The sequence below is a fragment of the Sphingomonas mesophila genome, from assembly GCF_003499275.1.
Lineage (GTDB): Bacteria > Pseudomonadota > Alphaproteobacteria > Sphingomonadales > Sphingomonadaceae > Sphingomicrobium > Sphingomicrobium mesophilum.
This window is the reverse complement of record NZ_QWDF01000001.1, coordinates 467,055-487,549: the sequence shown is the minus strand read 5'-3', so window position 1 is coordinate 487,549 and position 20,495 is coordinate 467,055. Positions and strand designations below refer to the sequence as shown.

25 protein-coding genes are annotated in these 20,495 nt (G+C 68.8%); 15 read left to right on the top strand and 10 right to left on the bottom strand.

Annotated features, from left to right (window positions below; genetic code table 11):
* The 4 genes from D0Z60_RS02510 (at position 1) to D0Z60_RS02495 (ending at position 3,454) form a co-directional block, all read left to right on the top strand.
* Positions 1 to 453, top strand: a complete 453-nt coding sequence (locus tag D0Z60_RS02510) for a ferritin-like domain-containing protein (RefSeq protein WP_118856749.1) — start codon at positions 1 to 3, stop codon at positions 451 to 453.
* A 78-nt stretch (positions 454 to 531) separates the two neighbouring features.
* Positions 532 to 2,814 (top strand): ATP-dependent helicase, encoded by a 2,283-nt coding sequence (locus D0Z60_RS02505; protein ID WP_118856747.1) that lies wholly within the window; start codon positions 532 to 534, stop codon positions 2,812 to 2,814.
* Positions 2,815 to 2,882: 68 nt separating this feature from the next.
* The gene (locus tag D0Z60_RS02500; protein WP_240325513.1) at positions 2,883 to 3,125 is read left to right on the top strand and encodes a glutaredoxin domain-containing protein; all 243 of its coding nucleotides are present in this window, start codon (positions 2,883 to 2,885) and stop codon (positions 3,123 to 3,125) included.
* Positions 3,122 to 3,454, top strand: a complete 333-nt coding sequence (locus D0Z60_RS02495; protein WP_118856745.1) for a hypothetical protein — start codon at positions 3,122 to 3,124, stop codon at positions 3,452 to 3,454. Before D0Z60_RS02500 ends, D0Z60_RS02495 begins: the two co-directional genes overlap by 4 nt.
* 1 nt (position 3,455) lies before the next feature.
* On the opposite strand, the gene D0Z60_RS02490 is transcribed toward D0Z60_RS02495, so the two are convergent.
* The 3 genes from D0Z60_RS02490 to D0Z60_RS02480 form a co-directional block, all read right to left on the bottom strand.
* A complete protein-coding gene (locus tag D0Z60_RS02490) occupies positions 3,456 to 3,935 on the bottom strand; it encodes a hypothetical protein (protein ID WP_118856743.1) in 480 nt (159 codons plus the stop codon).
* 97 nt (positions 3,936 to 4,032) lie between these two features.
* Positions 4,033 to 4,887, bottom strand: coding sequence for an SDR family oxidoreductase (locus tag D0Z60_RS02485; protein WP_118856741.1), 855 nt, complete (start codon positions 4,885 to 4,887; stop codon positions 4,033 to 4,035).
* A gap of 44 nt (positions 4,888 to 4,931) precedes the next feature.
* Positions 4,932 to 6,221 (bottom strand): serine hydrolase domain-containing protein, encoded by a 1,290-nt coding sequence (locus tag D0Z60_RS02480; protein ID WP_162888039.1) that lies wholly within the window; start codon positions 6,219 to 6,221, stop codon positions 4,932 to 4,934.
* Positions 6,222 to 6,385: 164 nt separating this feature from the next.
* Here D0Z60_RS02480 and D0Z60_RS02475 point away from each other — a divergent pair, with 164 nt between their 5' ends.
* The 4 genes from D0Z60_RS02475 to D0Z60_RS02460 are packed head-to-tail and all read left to right on the top strand — an operon-like array spanning position 6,386 to position 9,503.
* Positions 6,386 to 6,691, top strand: coding sequence for a hypothetical protein (locus D0Z60_RS02475; protein WP_118856737.1), 306 nt, complete (start codon positions 6,386 to 6,388; stop codon positions 6,689 to 6,691).
* Positions 6,688 to 7,383 carry an orotidine-5'-phosphate decarboxylase gene (gene pyrF, locus D0Z60_RS02470; protein ID WP_118856735.1) on the top strand — a complete coding sequence of 232 codons (696 nt, stop codon included), beginning with the start codon at positions 6,688 to 6,690 and terminating at the stop codon, positions 7,381 to 7,383. The genes D0Z60_RS02475 and pyrF overlap by 4 nt, the downstream gene beginning before the upstream one ends.
* Before the next feature lie 39 nt (positions 7,384 to 7,422).
* Positions 7,423 to 8,280, top strand: a complete 858-nt coding sequence (gene accD, locus D0Z60_RS02465) for an acetyl-CoA carboxylase, carboxyltransferase subunit beta (RefSeq protein WP_118856733.1) — start codon at positions 7,423 to 7,425, stop codon at positions 8,278 to 8,280.
* 5 nt (positions 8,281 to 8,285) lie between these two features.
* Complete coding sequence (locus tag D0Z60_RS02460; RefSeq protein ID WP_118856731.1) at positions 8,286 to 9,503, top strand: bifunctional folylpolyglutamate synthase/dihydrofolate synthase; 1,218 nt, start codon at positions 8,286 to 8,288, stop codon at positions 9,501 to 9,503.
* Here the strand turns inward: D0Z60_RS02460 and D0Z60_RS02455 are convergent.
* Positions 9,500 to 11,236, bottom strand: coding sequence for an AmpG family muropeptide MFS transporter (locus D0Z60_RS02455; RefSeq protein ID WP_240325512.1), 1,737 nt, complete (start codon positions 11,234 to 11,236; stop codon positions 9,500 to 9,502). The two genes, D0Z60_RS02460 and D0Z60_RS02455, sit on opposite strands and share 4 nt — an antisense overlap.
* Before the next feature lie 95 nt (positions 11,237 to 11,331).
* On the opposite strand from D0Z60_RS02455, the gene D0Z60_RS02450 reads away from it, so the two are divergent.
* Positions 11,332 to 12,471, top strand: coding sequence for an aromatic ring-hydroxylating oxygenase subunit alpha (locus D0Z60_RS02450; RefSeq protein ID WP_118856729.1), 1,140 nt, complete (start codon positions 11,332 to 11,334; stop codon positions 12,469 to 12,471).
* 153 nt (positions 12,472 to 12,624) lie between these two features.
* On the opposite strand, the gene D0Z60_RS02445 is transcribed toward D0Z60_RS02450, so the two are convergent.
* Positions 12,625 to 13,062 (bottom strand): response regulator, encoded by a 438-nt coding sequence (locus D0Z60_RS02445; RefSeq protein WP_118856727.1) that lies wholly within the window; start codon positions 13,060 to 13,062, stop codon positions 12,625 to 12,627.
* Positions 13,063 to 13,116: 54 nt separating this feature from the next.
* Here D0Z60_RS02445 and D0Z60_RS02440 point away from each other — a divergent pair, with 54 nt between their 5' ends.
* Both D0Z60_RS02440 and rsmD read left to right on the top strand, forming a co-directional pair.
* Positions 13,117 to 13,941, top strand: a complete 825-nt coding sequence (locus D0Z60_RS02440; RefSeq protein WP_240325511.1) for a pseudouridine synthase — start codon at positions 13,117 to 13,119, stop codon at positions 13,939 to 13,941.
* Positions 13,938 to 14,465 (top strand): 16S rRNA (guanine(966)-N(2))-methyltransferase RsmD, encoded by a 528-nt coding sequence (rsmD, locus tag D0Z60_RS02435; RefSeq protein ID WP_118856723.1) that lies wholly within the window; start codon positions 13,938 to 13,940, stop codon positions 14,463 to 14,465. The genes D0Z60_RS02440 and rsmD overlap by 4 nt, the downstream gene beginning before the upstream one ends.
* Here the strand turns inward: rsmD and D0Z60_RS02430 are convergent.
* Together D0Z60_RS02430 and D0Z60_RS02425 are read right to left on the bottom strand one after the other, a co-directional pair.
* The gene (locus D0Z60_RS02430; RefSeq protein ID WP_118856721.1) at positions 14,462 to 14,809 is read right to left on the bottom strand and encodes a hypothetical protein; all 348 of its coding nucleotides are present in this window, start codon (positions 14,807 to 14,809) and stop codon (positions 14,462 to 14,464) included. The two genes, rsmD and D0Z60_RS02430, sit on opposite strands and share 4 nt — an antisense overlap.
* Entirely contained in the window at positions 14,809 to 15,414 is a 606-nt protein-coding gene (locus tag D0Z60_RS02425; protein WP_118856719.1) for an SOS response-associated peptidase, read from the bottom strand. The genes D0Z60_RS02430 and D0Z60_RS02425 overlap by 1 nt, the downstream gene beginning before the upstream one ends.
* A 126-nt stretch (positions 15,415 to 15,540) precedes the next feature.
* Here D0Z60_RS02425 and D0Z60_RS02420 point away from each other — a divergent pair, with 126 nt between their 5' ends.
* Together D0Z60_RS02420 and D0Z60_RS02415 are read left to right on the top strand one after the other, a co-directional pair.
* A complete protein-coding gene (locus D0Z60_RS02420; RefSeq protein ID WP_118856717.1) occupies positions 15,541 to 15,837 on the top strand; it encodes a glycine zipper 2TM domain-containing protein in 297 nt (98 codons plus the stop codon).
* 124 nt (positions 15,838 to 15,961) lie between these two features.
* A complete protein-coding gene (locus D0Z60_RS02415; protein WP_118856715.1) occupies positions 15,962 to 17,065 on the top strand; it encodes a hypothetical protein in 1,104 nt (367 codons plus the stop codon).
* Here D0Z60_RS02415 and D0Z60_RS02410 read toward each other — a convergent pair.
* Both D0Z60_RS02410 and epsC read right to left on the bottom strand, forming a co-directional pair.
* Positions 17,043 to 17,387, bottom strand: a complete 345-nt coding sequence (locus D0Z60_RS02410; RefSeq protein ID WP_118856713.1) for a DUF2794 domain-containing protein — start codon at positions 17,385 to 17,387, stop codon at positions 17,043 to 17,045. The genes D0Z60_RS02415 and D0Z60_RS02410 overlap by 23 nt on opposite strands.
* A complete protein-coding gene (gene epsC, locus D0Z60_RS02405) occupies positions 17,384 to 18,052 on the bottom strand; it encodes a serine O-acetyltransferase EpsC (protein WP_240325510.1) in 669 nt (222 codons plus the stop codon). The genes D0Z60_RS02410 and epsC overlap by 4 nt, the downstream gene beginning before the upstream one ends.
* A gap of 121 nt (positions 18,053 to 18,173) precedes the next feature.
* On the opposite strand from epsC, the gene D0Z60_RS02400 reads away from it, so the two are divergent.
* On the top strand, positions 18,174 to 18,938 hold the full coding sequence (locus tag D0Z60_RS02400) for a sulfite exporter TauE/SafE family protein (RefSeq protein ID WP_118858394.1): 765 nt from the start codon (positions 18,174 to 18,176) through the stop codon (positions 18,936 to 18,938).
* 52 nt (positions 18,939 to 18,990) lie between these two features.
* Entirely contained in the window at positions 18,991 to 19,899 is a 909-nt protein-coding gene (locus D0Z60_RS02395) for a hydrogen peroxide-inducible genes activator (RefSeq protein WP_118856708.1), read from the top strand.
* On the opposite strand, the gene pgsA is transcribed toward D0Z60_RS02395, so the two are convergent.
* Positions 19,896 to 20,462: a CDP-diacylglycerol--glycerol-3-phosphate 3-phosphatidyltransferase gene (gene pgsA, locus D0Z60_RS02390; protein ID WP_118856706.1), complete on the bottom strand. Its 567-nt coding sequence runs from the start codon at positions 20,460 to 20,462 to the stop codon at positions 19,896 to 19,898. The genes D0Z60_RS02395 and pgsA overlap by 4 nt on opposite strands.
* Between the last annotated feature and the right edge of the window lie 33 nt (positions 20,463 to 20,495).

Below are 20,495 nucleotides of genomic sequence, written 5' to 3'. Positions count from 1 at the left end.
ATGATCGGCCAGAACGACGACCTCGCCACCTTGAAGACCCTCACCTCGACCCTCAACGACAGCGTCAACGGCTATCGCGAGGCGTCGCAGGACGTCGAGTCCGAGCAGTTCCGCGAGCTGTTCACCCAGTTTGCCGACCAGCGCTCGCGCGCCTCGGCCGATCTCGCCGCCGAAGTCCGCCGGCTGGGCGGCGAACCCGACCAGGATGGCTCGACGCTGGGCGGCCTCCACCAGACCTGGCTCGACCTCAAGTCGGCGATCACCGGCCGCGACGACAAGGCGATCATCAACGAGGTCGAGCGCGGCGAGGACTATCTCAAGGAGAAGTTCGAGACCGCACTGGGCAGCGACACGCTGCAGGGCGAGAGCCGCACCGCGGTCGAGCGCGCCTATCAGTCGGTGCGCGAAGGCCATGACAAGATGAGCAGCCTCAAGCACGGCCTCGAGGCCTAACGATTTTCGGCCGGCGGTCCCCCGTGGATCGCCGGCCGATCCTTGCCGATCTGGCGCGCGTTCCCTAATCGTTCGCGCGTGCCCGAATCCCCCGCCGTCAACGATCCCGCCTATCTCGACGGGCTGAACCCGCCGCAGCGCGACGCCGTCCTCACCATCGAGGGGCCGGTGCTGATGCTGGCCGGGGCCGGCACCGGCAAGACCGCGGCGCTCACCGCCCGGCTCGCCCACATCATGGCCAGCCGCCTCGCCTGGCCGAGCCAGATCCTCGCTGTCACCTTCACCAACAAGGCCGCCCGCGAAATGCGCGAGCGGATCAGCCACATCACCGGTGGGGCGGTGGAAGGAATGCCGTGGCTCGGCACCTTCCACTCGGTCGCGGCGCGGATGCTGCGCAGCCATGCCGAGCTGGTCGGCCTCCAGTCCAACTTCACCATCCTCGACACCGACGACCAGTTGCGGCTGCTCAAGCAGCTCATCGTCGCGTCCGACCTCGACGAGAAGCGCTGGCCGGCGCGCCAGCTCGCCGGGCTGATCGACCGCTGGAAGAACCGCGGCTGGACCCCGAAGCAGATCGACGCCGGCGAGAGCGAGGCCTTCGCCAACGGCCGCGGCGCCGAGCTCTACGCCGCCTACCAGGACCGGCTGAAGACCCTCAACGCGTGCGACTTTGGCGACCTGTTGCTGCACATGCTGGTCATCTTCCGCACCCGCGCCGATGTGCTCGAACAATATCGCGACCGCTTTCGCTACATCCTGGTCGACGAATATCAGGACACCAACGCCAGCCAGTACGACTGGCTGCGCCTGCTCGCCGAGCCCCGCCGCAACATCTGCGTGGTCGGCGACGACGACCAGTCGATCTATTCGTGGCGCGGTGCCGAGGTCGCCAACATCCTCAGGTTCGAAACCGACTTCCCGGGCGCGAAAGTCATCCGGCTCGAGCAGAATTACCGCTCGACCCCCCACATCCTCGGCGCCGCCGGCGGGCTCATCGCCAACAACAGTGGCCGGCTCGGCAAGACCTTGTGGACCGCGAGCAATGCCGGCGACCCGGTCAAGGTCATCGGCGTGTGGGACGGGCCCGAGGAGGCGCGCCGAGTCGGCGAGGAGATCGAGAACCACGTCCGCGGCGGCGGCTGCCTCGCCGACTGCGCGATCCTCGTGCGCGCCCAGTTCCAGACCCGCGAGTTCGAGGAGCGGTTCATCGCCATCGGCCTCGCCTACCAGATCGTCGGCGGCTTCCGCTTCTACGAGCGCGCCGAAATCCGCGACGCGCTGGCCTACCTCCGCCTCGTCGCCCAGCCCAATGACGACCTCGCCTTCGACCGGATCGTCAACCAGCCCAAGCGCGGGCTCGGCGACAAGGCGCTGGCGACGATCCACGATTTCGCCCGGCGCACCGGCCAGCCGCTGCTGCTCGCCGCCGCGCAATTGCTCGACAGCGACGAGCTTCGCCCTGCCGCCCGCAACGCACTCGCCCGCTTCGTGGCGGACATCGCCCGCTGGCGCCAGCAGGCCGGCACCCTCCCCCACCCCGAGCTGGCCCGAATCCTGCTCGACGAATCGGGCTACACCGCGATGCTCCAGGCCGAGCGCAGCGCCGAGGCCGCCGGCCGCCTCGAGAACCTCGCCGAGCTGACCCGCGCGATGGAGGAATACGACTCGCTCGGCGCCTTCCTCGAGCACGTCAGCCTGGTGATGGACAATGACGCCCAAAAGGGCAGCGACCAGGTCACCATCATGACCATCCACGCCGCCAAGGGCCTCGAATTCAGCCAGGTCTTCCTCGCCGGCTGGGAAGAGGGCGTGTTCCCCTCGCAGCGCGCGCTCGACGAGGGCGGGCTGGCGAGCCTCGAGGAGGAGCGGCGGCTGGCCTATGTCGCCCTCACCCGCGCCCGCGACCGCGCCTTCGTGTTCCATGCCGCCAACCGCCGAATCTACGGCCAGTGGACCAGCTCGATCCCGTCGCGCTTCGTCGGCGAACTGCCCGAGGCGCATGTCGAAACCGAGACGACGATGACCGGCGGCGAAAGCCTGTGGCGCGCGCAGTGGAGCGAGCAGGGCGACCCGTTCGCCCACCTCGCCGCCGCCCGCGCCGACCGCGCCTCGACCCGCGGCGCCGGCTGGCAGCGCGCCCAGGGCCGCTTCTCTGCCCAGCCGCAACGCGTCATCGAGGCGCGCGCCTCGGCCGTCTCCCTCGGCAACAAGGGCCGCGACGACCTCACCACCGGAATGCGCGTGTTCCACGGCAAGTTCGGCTACGGCACCATCGCCGAGATCGAGGGCAACAAGCTCGAGATCGAGTTCGAAAAGGCCGGCCGCAAGCGGGTGCTCGACAGTTTCGTCACGATCGAGTGAGGGCAGTCGGCAACCGGCCCGCCCACGCCGCGTTCGGTTCCGACGACACCCTCACGCCGGAGCCCGCCATGCAAGCCACCCTCACCCGAATGGTCCTGCCCGATCACACTTGCCCGTTCGGAGTGCGCGCCAAACAATTGCTCGAGGAGGCCGGCTACGACATCGACGAGCGAATCCTTAAGACCCGCGCCGAGGTCGACGCGTTCGAGGAGGAGAAGGGCGTTTCGACCACGCCCTTGGTCGAGATCGATGGCGAGGTGATCGGCGGCAGCGACGACCTCGAACACTGGCTCACCGCCCGCGCGGAGTGAGCGCGGCGCGCTACCCGACCACCCCCGACGGCCGCTATTTCGTCGTCCGCGGCCGGCTGTGGCGCTGCTCCAACCCCGCGCTGCCCGAGCCCGAGCGAACCCGCCTAGTCGCCGAGCTGATGGCCGCGCGCTCCGCCGTCGGTCGAGCGCTCAGATCGGAGGACGCCGCCGCCGAAAAAGCCGCCCGTGCCCGGGTCCACGCCGCCAAGCTCGCGCTGGGCGAACGCGGCCCGCCGTGGTGGGACGACGGCGCACCCGACTATAACCGCCACATGGCCCTAACCACGCCCTACGCCGACTGGTTCGCCGCGATCGGCGGCGACGCCTGAGCTAGCCCCGCCAGCCGCGCCGGAATGCGGTTTGCGCCTCGTTGGCAATGCCGCGCGTCTGCGCCGTGCAGCGATCGCCGAGCGTCTGCAGCAATTCGCCGTTGCGCGAATAGACGTAGGAGCAGGCGATGCCGGGGAAATCGACCCGCACCGAATTGCCCCACCACGCCACGCGCGGCGGGCCCCAGGCGCCGCCCGACGGGCGATAGGCCTGGCCCATCTGGTTGCGGCGGAACAGGTCGCGCGCGGCGTCGACCATCAGCGGCGTGCAGCGCGGGCTTCGGCTCAGCGCCCGGCCATAGCTGTTGAACGCCACCACGCAGCCATTGCGCAGATTGACCGTTCCGCCGTCATATTGGTTGACCCGCACGATCGGCTGGTTCGGCCCCCAGCCCTGGCCATAGGGAGGCGCCGAATATTGCGCGGCGGCAGGCTGGGCGGCCGCCCCGAGCAGTGCAGTCAGGATTACAAGCTTCGCCATTGCACATCCTCCTTACAAGGATCAGCGACCGCATTCCCCGTCTCTCGACCGGCGCATCATAGCCCTTTTCGCGCGCCGCGAAAACGATCCTGGCGCGCTAGCCGTTGACGATGATCCCGCCATTGGGATGAAGCACCTGCCCGCTCATGTAGCTGCTGTCCTCGCACGCCAGGAACAGGAAGCTCGGCGCGACCTCGTTGGGCTGGCCCGGCCGGCCCATCGGCGTGTCCTTGCCGAATTCGGGGATGTCCTCGGGCGGCTTTCCGCCGAACGGGTTGAGCGGGGTCCAGATCGGCCCCGGCGCGACCGCGTTGACTCGGATTCGGTCACCGACGAGGTTCTCCGACAGCGAGCGCGTGAACGCCGTGATCGCGCCCTTGGTCGCGCTGTAATCGAGCAGGTCCTTCGATCCCTTGTACATCGTCACCGACGTGCAGTTGATGATCGACGAGCCCGGCTTCAGATGCGGCTGAACCGCCTGGGTCAGATAGAACATCGAATAGATGTTGGTCTGGAAGGTGCGTTTCAGCTGCTCCTCGGTGATCCCGGTGATGTCCTTGTCGGGATGCTGCTCGCCGGCATTGTTGACCAGCACGTCGACGCTTCCGAAGGTGTCGACCACCTTCGTCACCGCCTCCTCGCAGAAGCTCTTGATGCCGAGATCACCGGCGATCGTGATCGCTCGCGCACCCTCCTTTTCGCACGCCTTGCGAGTCAGCTCCGCATCGTCATGCTCACACAGATAGAGGATCGCGACATTGGCGCCCTCGCGCGCGAACAGCACCGCCACCGCCCGCCCAATCCCGCTGTCGCCGCCGGTGACGATCGCGGTCTTGCCCTTCAGGCGCCCCGAGCCGGGATAGCGCGGTTCCCAGTCGGGCTTGGGCTCGAGCCTGCTCTCGTGCCCGGGCAATTGGTCTTCGTGGATCATCGGCTCGGCGGTGTCGGACATGGCGCGAAAACTCCTTTGCCCGCGCCAACGCCTGCCCCCGCCGGCTAGTTGCGCGCCTCGCCGCCGCTGTTCGGCTCTTCCTCGGCCGCGGCGATGGTCGCCGCGGGGGCCGCCGACTGGTCGAGCTCCATCCAGTCGCGCAGCGGCAGGCGGTAGAGCATGTCCATCACTTCGAACTCGAGCCCACCGGGCTGCGACGTGCTCGAATTCCACATCGCCACCACGCCGCTCTTCAGCGCCGGGTCGAACAGGATTAGCGAGCGGTAGCCGTTGACCCCGCCGCGGTGGCCGACAATCCGGTGCCCGGCATAGAGGTAGCTGCGCCAGCCGTAGCCATAGTGCGGCTGGTCGAGCCGCTCGCGGAACTTGCGCAACCGCCGGAGCTCACCCGGAGTCGCCACCAGCGGCGCGTGGATCTGGTCCAGCAGTCTCTTGTTCAGCACCTCCGGCATGCCGCCCATCTGGGCGATCATCCACAGCGCCAGATCCTTGATGTTGCTGTTGACCCCGCCCGCCGCCGGCACCCGGTAATAGGCGTCGCTGAGCTCGAGCGGCCGCCGCCCGACGCTGTGCGGCCGCGCCCAGCTCGGCGCGCGCTGAAGTCCCGCCAGGCTGATCGTCGCCGAGGTCATCCCGAGCGGCCGGAACAGGGTCGCGGTGACCGCCTCCTCATAGCTCTTGCTGGTCGCCCCGACGACCGCCTCGCTCGACGCGTCGAACGCGATGTTCTGGTAGCTCCAGCAGGTTCCGGGCGCGCACAGCGAGGCGAGCGAGCCGAGGTTGCGGCGAATGACCGACGGATTCTCGCCGGCCTCCAATTTGTCGTCATAGGCGTTGCGATAGAGGCCGAGTCGGTGGCTGAGCACATCGCCGAGCGTCGCGCGCGTTTCGTTGCCGCCGGGCAATTTGAGCGACGGCGCATAGAGCCCGATCGGCTTGGCGAGATCGAGCTTGCCCTGCTCGGCCAGCTTGGCCGCCATCGTCCCCGCGACGCCCTTGGACACCGACGCCCAGCGGAACACCGTCTGCGGGGTGACCGCCTCGCCCGACCCGGCGAGCGTCTCGCCATAGCCGTTCAAAAATGTGATCCGCCCGTTCTCGACCACGCCCACCGCCAGCCCGACCATCGTCGGCTTGGCCGCCATCCGCTTGAGCCGCTCGTCGAGCAGGCGATAGTCGATCGCGCGCCGGTCGGCGGTCGACACCTTGGCCAAAGTGATGAGGTCGGAACGCGGCGTGCCCGGCTCGGCCTTGCGCGGCTCGCGCCCGGCCAGCGCCAGCACCGCGGCGACCGCGGCGAAGCCCGCCAGGCCGATCTTGAATGGCCGTTCCAAAGCTGTGCCGTCCTCCCCGATCTTTGCTGTTCGCCAGCCTTCGCGGTCACGCAATCCGCCCATGCGGCGGTAACGACGAAGCGACTCGCCGCCGCGACGAAAGGAGTCGGACTGGCGTTCGCGCCGAGCCCGCACTAAGTCTCCGCTCAGCGAGGGCAAGCACGATGCAATTTCTTCGAACCTTGTTGTGGGTGCTGATCGCGGCCGGGCTGTCGATCTTCGCCGCCGCCAATTGGACCGACGTCACCATCAAGCTGTGGGGCGGGCTGCTCGTCACCATCAAGCTGCCGTTCCTGCTGCTGCTGGCGTTCCTCGCCGGCTGGCTCCCGACCTGGCTGGTGATGCGCGGCAAATTGTGGCGCGCCCGGCGCATCGGACCGGACGGCTCGGCCGGAACCCCGGTCCCGCCGCCGCCGGCCGCGACCGTCACCAGCGACCCGCCGCCCGCGCGCGCCGAGTTTACCGAGTGACCAACCCGATTTTCGTCGCGCTCGACACGGTCGAGCCGGCGCACGCGCGCGCCCTCGCCGAAGCCGTCGCGCCGCACGTCGGCGGGCTCAAGCTCGGCCTCGAATTCTTCGCCGCCAACGGCCCCGACGGCATTCGCACACTCGCCGATGCCGGCCTGCCGATCTTCCTCGATCTCAAGCTCCATGACATCCCCAACACGGTCGGCAAGGCGGTCGCCGCGCTCGCCCCGCTCGCGCCCGCGATCCTCACCGTCCACGCCGTCGGCGGCCGTGCCATGCTCGAAGCCGCCAGGGCCGCCGCCCCCGCCGCCACCCGCGTCGTCGCGGTCACCGTTCTCACCAGCCTCGATGCCACTGACCTCGCCGGAATCGGCGTCGCCGGCGCGCCCCCCGACCAGGTCGCGCGTCTCGCCGGTCTCGCGCGCAGCGCCGGGCTCGACGGCATCGTCTGCTCCGGCGCCGAAGTCGCCGCCGCCCGCGCCGCCTGGCCCGACGGCTTTTTCGTCGTCCCCGGCATCCGTCCCGGCGGCACCGCTGAGGCCGACCAGAAGCGCGTGATGACTCCGCGCGATGCGCTCGCGGCCGGCGCGTCCGTACTCGTCATCGGCCGCCCGATCACCGCCGCCGCCGATCCCGCCGCGGCGGCGCGACAGATTGCGGCCGGGCTGCAACTGGACAGCGCCTCGGCTTAGGCGCTAGTCGCCCCATCCCGATTTTTCGAAAGGTCCGCGATGAGCTGGCTAAGCCGAGTGCGCAGCGGCATTCCCTTCCTGCCCAAGCGCCAGAGCGCCGACAACCTCTGGCACAAGTGCAAGAAGTGCGAGGCGATGGTCTTCACCAAGGAGTGGGAGGACAATCTGTTCTGCTGCCCGCGCTGCGACCATCACGACCGCATCGGCTCCAAGGCGCGCTTCGAACAGATGTTCGACGACGGCAAGTATGACATCGTCCCCGCCCCCGAAGTGCGCGAGGATCCGCTCAAGTTCCGCGATACCAAGCGCTACACCGATCGCCTCAAGACCGCCCGCGCCAACACCGGCGCGCGCGATGCGCTGACCAACGCGCGCGGCAAGATTGGCCGCCGCAAGTCCGTCGTCGGGGTCCAGGACTTCGCCTTCATGGGCGGCTCGATGGGCGTTGCGGTCGGCGCCGCCTTTGTCGCCGGGGTCCGGGCCGCGATCCGCGACAAGGCGCCCTACGTCCTCTTCACCGCCGCCGGCGGCGCGCGAATGCAGGAGGGCATCCTCTCGCTGATGCAGATGCCGCGCGCGACCGTCGCGCTGGCCGAACTGCGCGAGGCCGGCCTGCCGTACATCGTCGTGCTCACCGATCCGACCACCGGCGGAGTGACCGCCTCCTACGCCATGCTCGGCGACGTTCAGCTCGCCGAGCCCGACGCCCTCATCGGGTTCGCCGGCCAGCGGGTGATCGAGCAGACCATCCGCGAAAAGCTCCCCGAGGGCTTCCAGCGCGCCGAATATCTGCTCGAGCACGGCATGATCGACATGGTCGTCAAGCGCCACGACCTGAAAGCCACCGTCGCCCGCCTGATCGACTATCTCGCCCCGCGCAAGAAGAAGGCGGCCTAGCCCAATTGGCGGACTCCGCCACCTCCGCCCACCCTGGCGTCCAGGCCGAACTCGACCGCCTGCACCTCCTCTCGCCCGGCGCCGACGTGCTCGGGCTCGAGCGGATCGCCGCGCTCTTGGGCCGCCTCGGCCGACCGCAGGACACGCTTCCGCCCGTGCTCCACGTTGCCGGGACCAACGGTAAGGGCTCGACTTGCGCTCTCCTCCGCGCCGCGCTCGAGGCCGCCGGCCACGCCGTCCACGTCTTCACCAGCCCGCACCTCGTCCGCTTCAACGAGCGCATCCGGGTCGCCGGTCGCCTGATCGACGACGACACCCTCGCCGATCTCCTGCGCGAAGTGCGCGAGGCGAGCGCCGGCATCCACCCGAGCTTTTTCGAAGCGACCACCGCCGCCGCCTTCCTCGCCTTCGCCCGGACCCCCGCCGACGCCGCGATCATCGAGGTCGGATTGGGCGGCCGGCTCGACGCCACCAACGTATTCGAAGCGCCGCTCACCACCGGCATCGCCAGCATCGGCCGCGACCATGAGCAATTCCTCGGGTCCGACCTCGCCGGCATCGCCGCCGAGAAAGCCGGCATCGCCCGCCGCGGCGTGCCGCTCGTCGCCCTCGCCCAGCCCCCCGAAGCCCGAGCGGCGATCGTCCGGGTCGCTGCCGAGTGCGGCGCCGACCTCCGCCTCGAAGGCCGCGACTGGACCCCTGACCCGACCCTCGTCCCGGCCCTCGCCGGCCCGTGGCAGGTCCGCAACGCCAACCTCGCCTGGCAGATGCTCGCCGCGCGAGACCGGCTGCCCGTCACGCCAGCCCAGTTCCGCTCCGGCCTCGCCGCGGCCCGCTGGCCGGCCCGCTTCCAGCGCCTCGCCGATGGCCCGCTCGGCCGCGTCGAAACATGGATCGACGGCGCCCACAATCCCGATGCCGCCACCGCCCTCGCTACGCTGCTCGAAACCCGCGCCCCGATGCACCTCGTCGCCGGGATCCTCGCCAACAAGGACGCGGGCGCGATCCTCGCCGCCCTCGCCCCCCACGCCGCCTCGCTGACCTTCGTCCCCGTGCCCGGCCACGACCACCACGATCCGCAAGCCTTGGCCCAAAAATTCGCCGGCCGCGCCGCACCCTCGCTGGAAGAAGCGCTCACCAACCTCCCGGTCCCGCGCCTCATCGTCGGCTCGCTCTACCTCGCCGGCCGCGCGCTTGCCCTCAACAACGAGCAGCCCGACTAGGCGGTGTCGCCCTCCACCGCGCGCGCCGCATCGGCGCTCAGCACATCGCCGTCACCGCGCCGCCGCTCGGCCCACGCCACCCGCACCCATTCGAGGATCACGAACCCGACGGCGACCACGCCGATCAGCGCGCACAGGATGAACACCGGCGCATAGCCGACCTGCTCGATCCGCTCGCCGATCCACGCCCGCCCCAACGATCCGACCAAAAACGTCAGCGACGACAGCAAGGCATATTGCACCGCGCTGAATTCGCGGCTGGTGATCGACGACAGATAGGCCACGAACGCCGCCCCCGCGAGCCCGGCGGCGATGTTCTCGCCCGAGATGGCGATCAGCAGCCGCACCATGCGCAAATCATGCCCGAACGCGTCGAGCCCGAGCGTCCGAGCGAAGCTGTCGATATAGACCGCCCCGCTGGCCAGATCGGCGTAGAGCAAATTGCTCGCCGCCGCGACGATCGCGCCGATCAGGAGCGTCGGCATCCGCCCCAGCGTGGCGAACAGCGCCGCGCCGATGGCGATCCCGGCCATGGTCATGAACACGCCGAAGATTTTCGACGCGAACGCCACTTCGTCACCGGTATATTTGAGCTCGGTGAGGTAGAACGGGAAGGCGTACGACCCCCAGATGAGGTCGGTGATGCGGTAGGACAGGATCAGCCCGAGCACGATCACCACGCCCCAGCCGATCCGCTTGACCAGTTCGCCAAGCGGCAGGATCAGCGCCGAATAGGCATGGTCCGCGGCGCGCTCGCCGCCGCTCACCGCCGGCTCGTCGGCGGTCAGGATATAGCCCTTGCGCGCCTTCAGCCAGTTGAACGTCGCCGCCACCACCGCCGGCAGGATCACCGTCGCGGCGACGATCCACGGGCCATAGGCCTTGGTGAAATCGCCCACCACCGGCGGCTTGCCGGTCGCCGGGTCGACCGCCCCGCCGAGCATCTGGATCATGAAGCTCGCCACCGTCCAGATCGCCCACGCCCAGCCGAGCCCGACGATGCCGAGCCCGATGGCACGCAATTTGGGGTCGATCGCGCCGGCCTTGCGCAGCGCGCTCTGCTCGCGCTCGATGGCGTCGCGCGGCGTGTCGGGCGCCAGCAGCGTAGCGATCACCGTCAGCGCCATGAACCCGCCCATGATTGCATAGACCATCGGCCAGCTGACCCGCTCCGACAGCACCAGCGCCAGAGCGCCGCCGATCAGCGCCGCGATGCGGTATCCGAACTGGTAGATCGACGAGAGGATCTCGACCGGCGCCTTGGCGTCGGCGACGTCGATCCGCCACGCGTCGATCACCACGTCCTGCGTGGCCGAAGCGAACGCCCCGATCACCGCCACCAGCGCGAACCAGCCGAGCGCGAGCCGCGGGTCGCTCATCGCCAGTCCGAAGAAGGTCAGCGTCAGCAGCACCTGGCACACCAGCAGCCAGCTGCGCCGCCGCCCGAGCTTCTCGAGCACCGGCAGCCGCACCCGGTCGACCAGCGGCGACCACAGGAATTTGAACGCGTAGGCGAGCCCGATCCAGCTCAGCACGCCGATCGTCGCCAGGTCGATTTCCCACTCGCCGAGCCAGGCGTTCAAGGTCCCGATCAGCAGCGTGTAGGGCAGGCCCGCGGCGAAGCCGAACACCAGCATGATCGCCGTCTTGCGATTGGCGAGCGCGGCTTTGAGCAGCTTGAGGCCCTTGGGCGGCGCCGTCTCGCTCGTCACTGCCGCTGCGCTCGCCGCCATAATCGCCCTCCGTCAACTTTTCCCATGCTTAGCAGCCACAGCGGCGCTGAACAGGCCCTTGCCAGCATGGCGCCCCGGGGCGCACATTCAGGCCGATGGACGCGCCGCTCCTCCGCCGCCCGACCCCTGGCCAGCGTGCCCTGGCCGAGGCGATCGCGCGCGGCGAACAGTCGGTGGGCACAGTCATCGAGACCATCGCCTCCGACGTCTATCTCGATCCGGCGCGCTTCGACCGGGAGATGGAGCGGCTGTTTGCCTCTGTGCCGCTGATGCTCGCGCCTTCGGCCTTGCTCGCGCCGGAAACGGCGGTGGCTCACGACGGCTACGCATTGCCGCTGATCGTCAGCCGCGACCGCGACGGCGCCGCGCATGTCCTCGCCAACGTCTGCCGCCACCGCGGTACGCGCCTGCTATCGCCCGACGGCGACACGCCGGTCCCGGCGCGGCGCATCGTCTGCCCCTATCACGCCTGGACCTACCGCGCCGACGGAGCCCTGGTCGGACTGCCGCGCGCCGAATGCTTCCCCGGGCTCGATCCGGCGCAGCTCCCGCTCCGCTCGTTCGCGATGCGCGAAAGCGGCGGCCTGATCTGGTTCGCGCAAGGCGCTCAGGCCGACTTCACCCACATTGAAGCGCTCGCGCCCGACTTCGACGCCTTCGATTTCGCCGGCCATCATCTGTTCGAGCGCCGCACCCATCGGGTCGCGGCCAATTGGAAGCAGCTGATCGACGCCTTCCTCGAAGCCTATCACGTCCAGCGGCTCCACGCCGCGACCATCGCCGGCTTCTTCGCCGACGGGATCACCGTCGCCGACCGCATCGGCGACCACCAGCGCGCGGTGGTCGGCCGCGCCGACTATCTCGCCGCGATCGACCGCGACGACCTCGCCGCGCTGCGCCGGGCGGTGACCTTCACCTACCACCTCTTCCCGAACACGATCGTCGTGGTCAGCCCCGACTACATCAACATCCTCGTCGTCATGCCGCAATCGGTCGGGACTTCGCTGGTCGAGGATTTCATGCTGATCCCCGAGGCCCCCGCGACCAACGAGGCCGAGGCCCACTGGCGCCGAAGCTGGGACCTCCTCGACGGCACCGCCTTCGCCAAGGAAGACTTCCGCGCCGCCGAACTGTGCCAGCGCGGAATGGCCAGCGGCCTTGCCGGCGACGTCATCCTAGGCACCCTCGAAACCGGAATCGCGGAGTTTCACCAGCGGGTGGAAAGGTATCTTTGATTCCGTCGCCCCAGCGAAGGCGGAGCCGGCTTCAAGGCTCCGTCGGCACCCAGTCCCGATGGAATGCCGGCGGAGGTTGGAGCCCATGCCTCTCGGTCACGCGCAAAGGAGAGGCATGGATGCCAGCCTTCGCTGGCATGACGAATTAGCGCCCTACTGCGCCTCGCTCTTGCGCGGATAGAGGTGCAGGCCCTTGGGCGGCTTGCACTCTTCGCCCTCGAGATGCTTGTCGACCGCGTCGAGCGCGGCGCGCAGGGTCTTTTCGGTGTACGGCTTGACCAGGCAGCCGACCGCCAGCTCGTGCGCATTGTCGGGCGGGTGGCCGGTGACGAACAGCACCGGAATGCCGCGCTTGGCGGCTTCCTCGGCAACCTCGATGCCGGTGCGGTCGCCGCGCAGCCGAACGTCACTCAGCACCAGGTCGACCGGCTCGCGGTCCATCGCCGCGATCGCCTCGGCATAATCGTCGTGGGTCGCGACCACCTCGTAGCCAGCGTCCTGGATCATCACTTCGTTGTCGAACGCGGTCAGCGGCTCATCCTCGATGATGAGCACGCGCTTGACGCGGCGCTTGCGCTTCCCGAACAGCATCTCACCCCCGTAGGACAATAGCTTGTGAAGCCGCAACGAACAAAGCGCCCACCGGTGCCGCCCAAGGGACCGCCGGCTAAATCATCGGCCCGGCCGTCCGCTGCACGCCCGCCCCGCCCGGAAGCGCGGCCAGCCGCGCGCGAAGACGGCGAGCAGCGCATCGCCAAATTGCTCGCCCGCGCCGGGATCGCCTCGCGCCGCGAGGTCGAGCGGATGATCGGCGAGGGCCGGGTCGCGCTCGATGGCAAGGTGCTGACCACGCCTGCCACGCTCCTGACCGATCTCACCGGAGTGACGGTCGACGGCAAGGCGGTGCGCGCCCCCGCCGCCGCGCGAATCTATCGCTTCTACAAGCCCGCCGGGGTGCTGACCGCGGCGAGCGACCCCAAGGGCCGGCCGACGATCTACGACCGGCTGCCCGACGGCCTGCCGCGCCTCATCCCGGTCGGCCGACTCGACTACAATACCGAGGGGCTGCTGCTGATGACCAACGACGGTGGTCTCAAGCGCCAGCTCGAGCTGCCCGCGACCGGGGTCGCCCGGGTCTATCGCGCGCGCGCGTTCGGCGAGATCAGCCAGGACCAGCTCGAGAGCCTCGCCGAGGGCGTCACCATCGACGGCGTGCGCTACGGGTCGATCGACGCCAATCTCGAGCGGCGCACCGGACGCAATTGCTGGATCGAGCTGTCGCTGACCGAGGGCAAGAACCGCGAGGTGCGCAACGTCCTCGCCTTCCTCGGCCTCCAGGTCAGCCGGCTCATCCGCACGGCCTACGGCCCGTTCACCGTCGAAGGCCTCGGGCCGGGCGCGATCGCCGAGGTCGCGCGCGAGGATCTGTTCCGCTTCCGCCAGACGTTGAAGGGCCCGCCTGCCAGATGAGGGTGATCGCCGGCCAGTGGCGCGGCCGAACGCTCCTCGCCCCGCCGGGCAGCGCGACCCGCCCGACCGCCGACCGGGTGCGAGAGAGCCTGTTCTCGATGCTCGCCAGCCGACTCGGCTCGTTCGAGGGCCTGGCGGTGGCCGATCTCTACGCCGGCAGCGGAGCGCTCGGCATCGAGGCGCTGTCGCGCGGCGCCGCCTCCTGCCATTTCGTCGAGTCCGACCGCGCCGCCGCCTCCACCTTGCGCGCCAATCTCGCCGCGCTCGGCGCCGGAGACCGCGCCACGACCGTCAATTGCCGAGTCGAAAACTTTGCGCCGACGCAAAGCTTCCACCTGATATTTGCCGATCCCCCCTACGCCTCCGGCGCCACCCCCGCGGCCCTCGCCGCCGACTGGCTGGAGCCCGGCGGCTGGGCCGCCATCGAGACCGCGCGCGGGGCGATTCAGGAAACCACTGCACTGTCCATTATCGCCGAGCGCGACATCGCCCGCGCCCGGCTCACCCTTTTCCGCCGTGACTAGCTCTTCGCCTTCGCCTGAGCTTCGGTCGCGCTTTGCTTGACCGCCTTGAACTCGTCCATCAGCCGCGCGCCGATCGCCGCCGCGGCGGCCTTGCCGGCATCCTTGACTGCCCGGCTCGATCCCGGCTTGCGCCCGTCGTCGCTCTTGCTCTTGACGATCGCCGCCACCGCCGCCGTCGCCCCGACCGCGATGAGGTCGGCAATGATCGGATGCTCAGCGAGCTTGAAGAGGGCATCGGCCGCGCCGCTGCCCTTGGCCGACGACTTGCCCGCATTCTTCGTCTTGGTCTTCGCCTTGGTCTTCGCTTTCGGCTTGTCGCCCTTCGCACTCGCCTTCTTCGCCATCACATCCCTCCGTCGTCGATGATCCGCATTTCGCCGTCGGCGAACGGAATGGCAAGCGCGCAGACATTGTCATACGTTCCCTCGAGCCAGTCGCCGATCTGCCGCGGGCGAAGCATCACCGGCATCGCCTTTGGATGCACCGCCCCGACCAGAGCATTGGCCTCGCAGGTGAGGAACGCCATGAACGGCCCGCCCTCGCCCGGCCGCCACAGGCCGGCGAAGGCGAACAGCGGGTCATGGTCCTGGTGCATCCCGAACCACACCTTGCGCTTCGCGCCCACCTCGCCGGTCCATTCGCAAAAGCGGGTGACCGGCACCACGCAGCGCCGCTCCGGGCTGTTGAGCGCCGAACGCCAGAACGGGCTCGCGAGATTCCGCACGTTGGTCACCGGCCGGCCCTTGGCGCCTACCGGTCCCGGGAAGCCCCAGGTCATCGTCTCAAGCTCCAATCCGCCGCCCGCGCCGTGGCGAAGCACCGGCGCCGGCTTGCCGGGATAAATCTCGTCGAACGGCGGCAGGTTGGCGCGATTGCCCTCGAACGCGCCGAACAGTTTCTTCATCTCGTCGACCGTCGCGGTCATCGAATAGAGGTTACACACGGTCATCCGTCTCCCGAGCGGAGCGTTTCGCTCGTCTCGTCGTTAACGCACCCGACTAACGTTAACCACGCCTCGCCAGCGCCGGCCTGATCGGCCAGCCTTGCATCCACAAATCAACGAACGGACGTTTCGATGCGCAAGCTCATGATGACCATCGCCGCCGCCTCGCTCGCGGTCCCAGTGTTGCCTTCGGCCGCACTGGCCCACGACGGCTATTACCACGGTCGGACCTGGCAGGACTCGCAAGGACGGCTGCGCTGCAAGCGGCCCAACGGCACCACCGGCCTGATTGTCGGCGCCGCCGGCGGGGCCTTGATCGGCCGTGCGATCGATACCCGGGGCGAACGGGCCACCGGCACGATCCTGGGCGCGGCTGCCGGCGCACTGCTCGGCCGCGAAGTCGAGCGGGGGCGCTATCGCTGCCGCTAGGCAGACCAGTTTCGGCCGGCGTCCACCTCACCCCCACCCCCACCCGGGCGCCGGCCGTTCACCTCACTGTATTGACACCGTAACACACCAGCCCTAAGCTCGCGCGCAACAGGGAGGGTGGCCTATGTATACGCAACAAGACCTCGACGACGCGGTGGCGTCCGGCGCGCTGAGCGCTGACTCCGCTGCGGCGCTGCGCAGCTTCGTCGAAGGCCAGCGCGCGCTGCCGGCCGTGGACGAAGAGCATTTCCGGCTGATCACCGGTTTTAACGACATCTTCGTCTCGATCGCCGCCGCAATCCTGCTGTTCGCGGTCGGGTGGATCGGCCAGTCGATCGGCGAGTCCATCGGCCTCATTCTCGGCGACGATGGGCCGAGCCCGCTGGCCCCCGCTGCGGTCGCCGCCACGGCCTGGGGCCTGGCACTGTTCTTCACGGCCAAGCGGCGCATGGCATTGCCGTCGATCCTGCTGCTGCTGGCGTTCGTCGGCGGCGTGTTCGGGACTGCCTCGCTGACCATTGGCGCGTTGTTCGGAGCGGGCTTCTTCGACAATAACGATACGGCGACGATGGGGGTCATCGCGGTCTCCGCCGCCATCGCCGCCGCCGGTGCGTGGCTCCACTGGCGCCGGTTCAAGGTGCCGATCACTATCGCCGCGGGTGCTGCCGCGGTGGCCGGGGTGGCGCTTGCCGCGCTCGGCGCGGCGATCGCCCACCTGCCCGACAACGACAACATCATGCTCGGCCTGGTGCTGATGCTGGGCATCGGCATGTTCCTGTTCGCGATGCGCTGGGACTCGTCCGATCCAGCGCGCCAGACTCGCCGCAGCGATGTCGCTTTCTGGCTGCACCTGCTGGCCGCGCCGATGATCGTGCATCCGGTGTTCACGCTGCTCGGCCTCAACGACGGCAATGCCGGCATCGGCGAGGGCTTGGTGGTGATCCTGCTCTATGTCGCGCTGGGCATCACCGCGCTGGCGATCGACCGCCGCGCGCTGCTGGTCTCGGCCCTCGCCTACGTGCTGTTCGCGCTCCAGGCGCTGTTCCGCGAGTTCGGAGCGGTCGAGCTCAACATCGCCCTCACCGCGCTGGTGATCGGCTCGGCGCTGTTGCTGTTGTCGGCATTCTGGCACCAGGCGCGGCGGGCGATCGTCCAGCCGCTTCCGGACGGACTTCGGGCGCGGTTGCCGCTGCTCGACCGGCCGGTCAGTCCCGTACCAGCCGCATGAGCCGGCGCTCGAGCGGGGCGAGCACGCCGTAGAGGTCGTGGCCCCGCTTGAGCACTGCGCCATGCTCCGAGATCAACGCATACGCCCCTTGCTTCAACCGAAGCGAGGGGCGTTTCTCGATGCGCGCCTCGGGCCGCTCGCTGTGGCGGCGGAAGGCAGCGAACACCGCTACATCGGGCTCGAAATCCATCGCATAATCGCGCCAGTGGCCGGCGGCGACCATCCGTCCGTAAAGGTCGAGGATGGCGTTGAGCTCGACGCGGTCGAAGGCAGTGATCGCATGCCGGCCCCGGATGTCCAGGAACGGCGTGATCACGCTCAAGCGCGTTTCGCCTTTGGCTCGCCGATGGCCCGGCGTTCGTGCCGGAGCCGCTCGATCTCGCGCTCTAATTCGCACAAGCGGGCCAGCACCGGATCGGCGATCTCGCTGCACGGCGTGCCATAGGGCATGAAGCCGGGCTTCGAGTCAGTGGCATCGACCAGCACCGGCTTGGCAGGGATGCCGACCATCGTCGCACCTTCGGGGACGTCGCGGGTGACGACCGAATTGGCGCCGATCTTGGCGCCCTTGCCGACCTGGATCGGGCCGAGCACTTGCGCGCCCGAACCGATCACCACATCGTCGGCGATGGTCGGGTGGCGCTTGCCGGGAATTCCGTCCGCGGGATTGGTGCCACCCAGCGTGACGTTCTGGTAGATAGTGACATTGTCGCCGATCTCGGCGGTCTCGCCGATGACCGTGAAGCCGTGATCGATGAAGAAGTAGCGGCCGACGCGAGCACCCGGATGGATGTCGATCGCGGTCAGCAGGCGGCCAACGTGATTGACCAGCCGGGCGAGGAAATAGAGCTTGCCCTCGTACAGCCAGTGGGCAGCGCGGTGAAACGCCAGCGCCCAGGCGCCCGGATAGAGCAGCACTTCCCAACGCGACTTGGCCGCCGGGTCGCGCCGCTTTACGGAATCCAGATAGTCGATCAGCGCTCTCACAGAGGACAATCTAGGCATTCGCGGTCGCGCTGAAAAGGCGGCGTGGCGCATTGTCCCGCCACGGCGCTTGCCGCCGCCAGCGCTTTGCGTCATCCCCGCGCCGCGACTGGGGGAGGACATGATCATCGAGTCCCTGCTGGCGGACCCGACGCCGCTGCTCCCGTTCATCCTGATAGGTTTCGCCGCGCAGCTGGTCGATGGCGCGCTGGGCATGGCCTATGGCCAAATCTCGAGCACCCTGTTGGTAAGCATGGGCGTGCCGCCCGCCGCCGCCTCGGCCGGGGTCCACACCGCCGAGACCTTCACTACCGCCATTTCGGGGATCAGCCACGTCGCCCACGGCAACGTCGACTGGCGGCTGCTGATACGGATTGCGGTGCCCGGGGTGATCGGAGGGATCCTTGGCGCCTATTTGCTGACCCGGATCAGCGCCGAAGCGGCTCGGCCGATCGTGCTGATCTATCTGACCGCGCTTGGCCTCTACCTGTTCTACCGCGGCGTGATGCACCGCCACACCGAGCGCAAGCCGCGCATCGTCGAGCCGTTGGGGCTGGTCGGCGGCTTCCTCGATGCCTCTGGCGGCGGCGGCTGGGGCGCAATCGTCACCTCCAACCTGCTGGTCCAGGGGAGCAACCCGCGGCGCACCATCGGCACGGTCAACGCGGCGGAGTTCTTCGTCACGCTAACCATCTCCGCGACCTTCCTGGCAGCGATCGGCTGGGAGGCCTTCACCATCGCTACCGTCGGCCTGCTCATCGGCGGAGTGGTCGCCGCCCCGTTCGGCGCGTGGATCGCCAAGCTGGTCAATCCCGACCGCCTGCTGACGTTCGTCGGAGCCCTCGTCACGCTGATCAGCGGGTTCGCGCTCTACCGTCTGTTCGCCTGATGGCGTCAGAGCAGCGTTTCGATTAGAGCGGCGCGACTAATCGGAACCATCGATGACTGTCCATTTGCCGACCATCAAGCAGCTGCAATATCTCGTCGCACTCCGTCAGCATGGCCATTTCGGCCGTGCCGCCGACAGCTGCTTCGTGACGCAGTCCACCCTCTCGGCCGGGATCCGCGAGCTGGAATCGCTGCTTGGCGTTACGCTGGTCGAGCGCACCCGGCGCGTGGTTCGCTTCACCGCGCTCGGCAACCGCATTTCCGACAGGGCGGTGCGCGTCCTTCGAGAAAGCGAGGAGCTGGCCGACCTCGCCCGCGCCGAGGGCCAGCCGCTCAGTGGCGAACTGCGCATGGGGGTCATCCCGACCATTGCGCCGTTCCTTCTGCCGGCGCTGTTGCCGGGGCTGCGCGACCGCTGGCCCAGCCTCAAGCTTTACCTCCGCGAGGAACCGAGCCAGGCAGCGTGCGACGCGCTCCACCGCGGACAGCTCGATTGCGTGCTTCTGGCGATGCCGTTCGGCTGCGGCGAGGTCGATTGCGCGACCCTATTCGAGGACCGCCTGCTGCTCGCATTCCCGGGCGTCGATGCACCTGCCGAGGGCGAAGTCGACAGCGCGGCGATCGACCCGGCCCGCCTGCTGCTGCTCGAGGACGGCCATTGTTTGAAGGACCATGCGCTGGCCGCTTGCAACCGGCCCGACCTGCGCTCCGGCGCCACTATGATGGGCACCTCGCTGCACACGCTGGTGCAGATGGTCGACAACGGGCTGGGCGTCACCTTCGTGCCGCAGATGGCGATCCGCGCCGGCCTGCTCGAGCATACCGGGATCGTCACGCGTCCGCTCGATTCCGCGCACGACACGCGCCGGATCAGCCTGATCTGGCGAAAGTCCTCGCCGCGCGAGGCGGACTTCCGGCTGCTCGCCGCGAGCCTCGCCGAAATCGCCGCCGAACGCGGCTAGTCCATGTGCTTGAGCCCGGCCCGCAAATAGTCGTAGCCGGTGATCAGAGTCAGCGCCGCGGCTGCCCACAGGCAGGCGAGCCCGGTGACGTGAACCCATTCGTGCGCCGGGAACGCGCCCGACAGGATCAGCGCACCGAGCGCGACGAGCTGAAGCGTCGTCTTCCACTTGGCGAGCGCGCTGACCGGCATCGACACGTTCAATGGCGCGAGGAATTCGCGAAGCCCGGAGACGATGATCTCGCGCAGCAGGATGATCAGCGCGGCGATGATGTGCAGCCCGTCGATCTCGGGCACCGGATTGGCCTTGCGGCTGGAGATCAGCATCATCAGCACCGCCGCGACCATGATCTTGTCGGCGATCGGATCGAGGAACTGGCCGAGCCGGCTGATCTTGCCCTGCACGCGCGCGACATAGCCGTCGAAATAGTCGGTGATCCCGACCAGGCAGTAGAGCACGAAGGTGATGAGATAATCGATCGGGCTCGGCCGCCACAGCAGGAACACCAGCAGCGGCACCGCAACGATGCGCGACAAGGTCAGGAGGTTCGGCAGGCTCAGCATCCCCGCGCGTCATAGGCAAAGCGCGGCGAAACG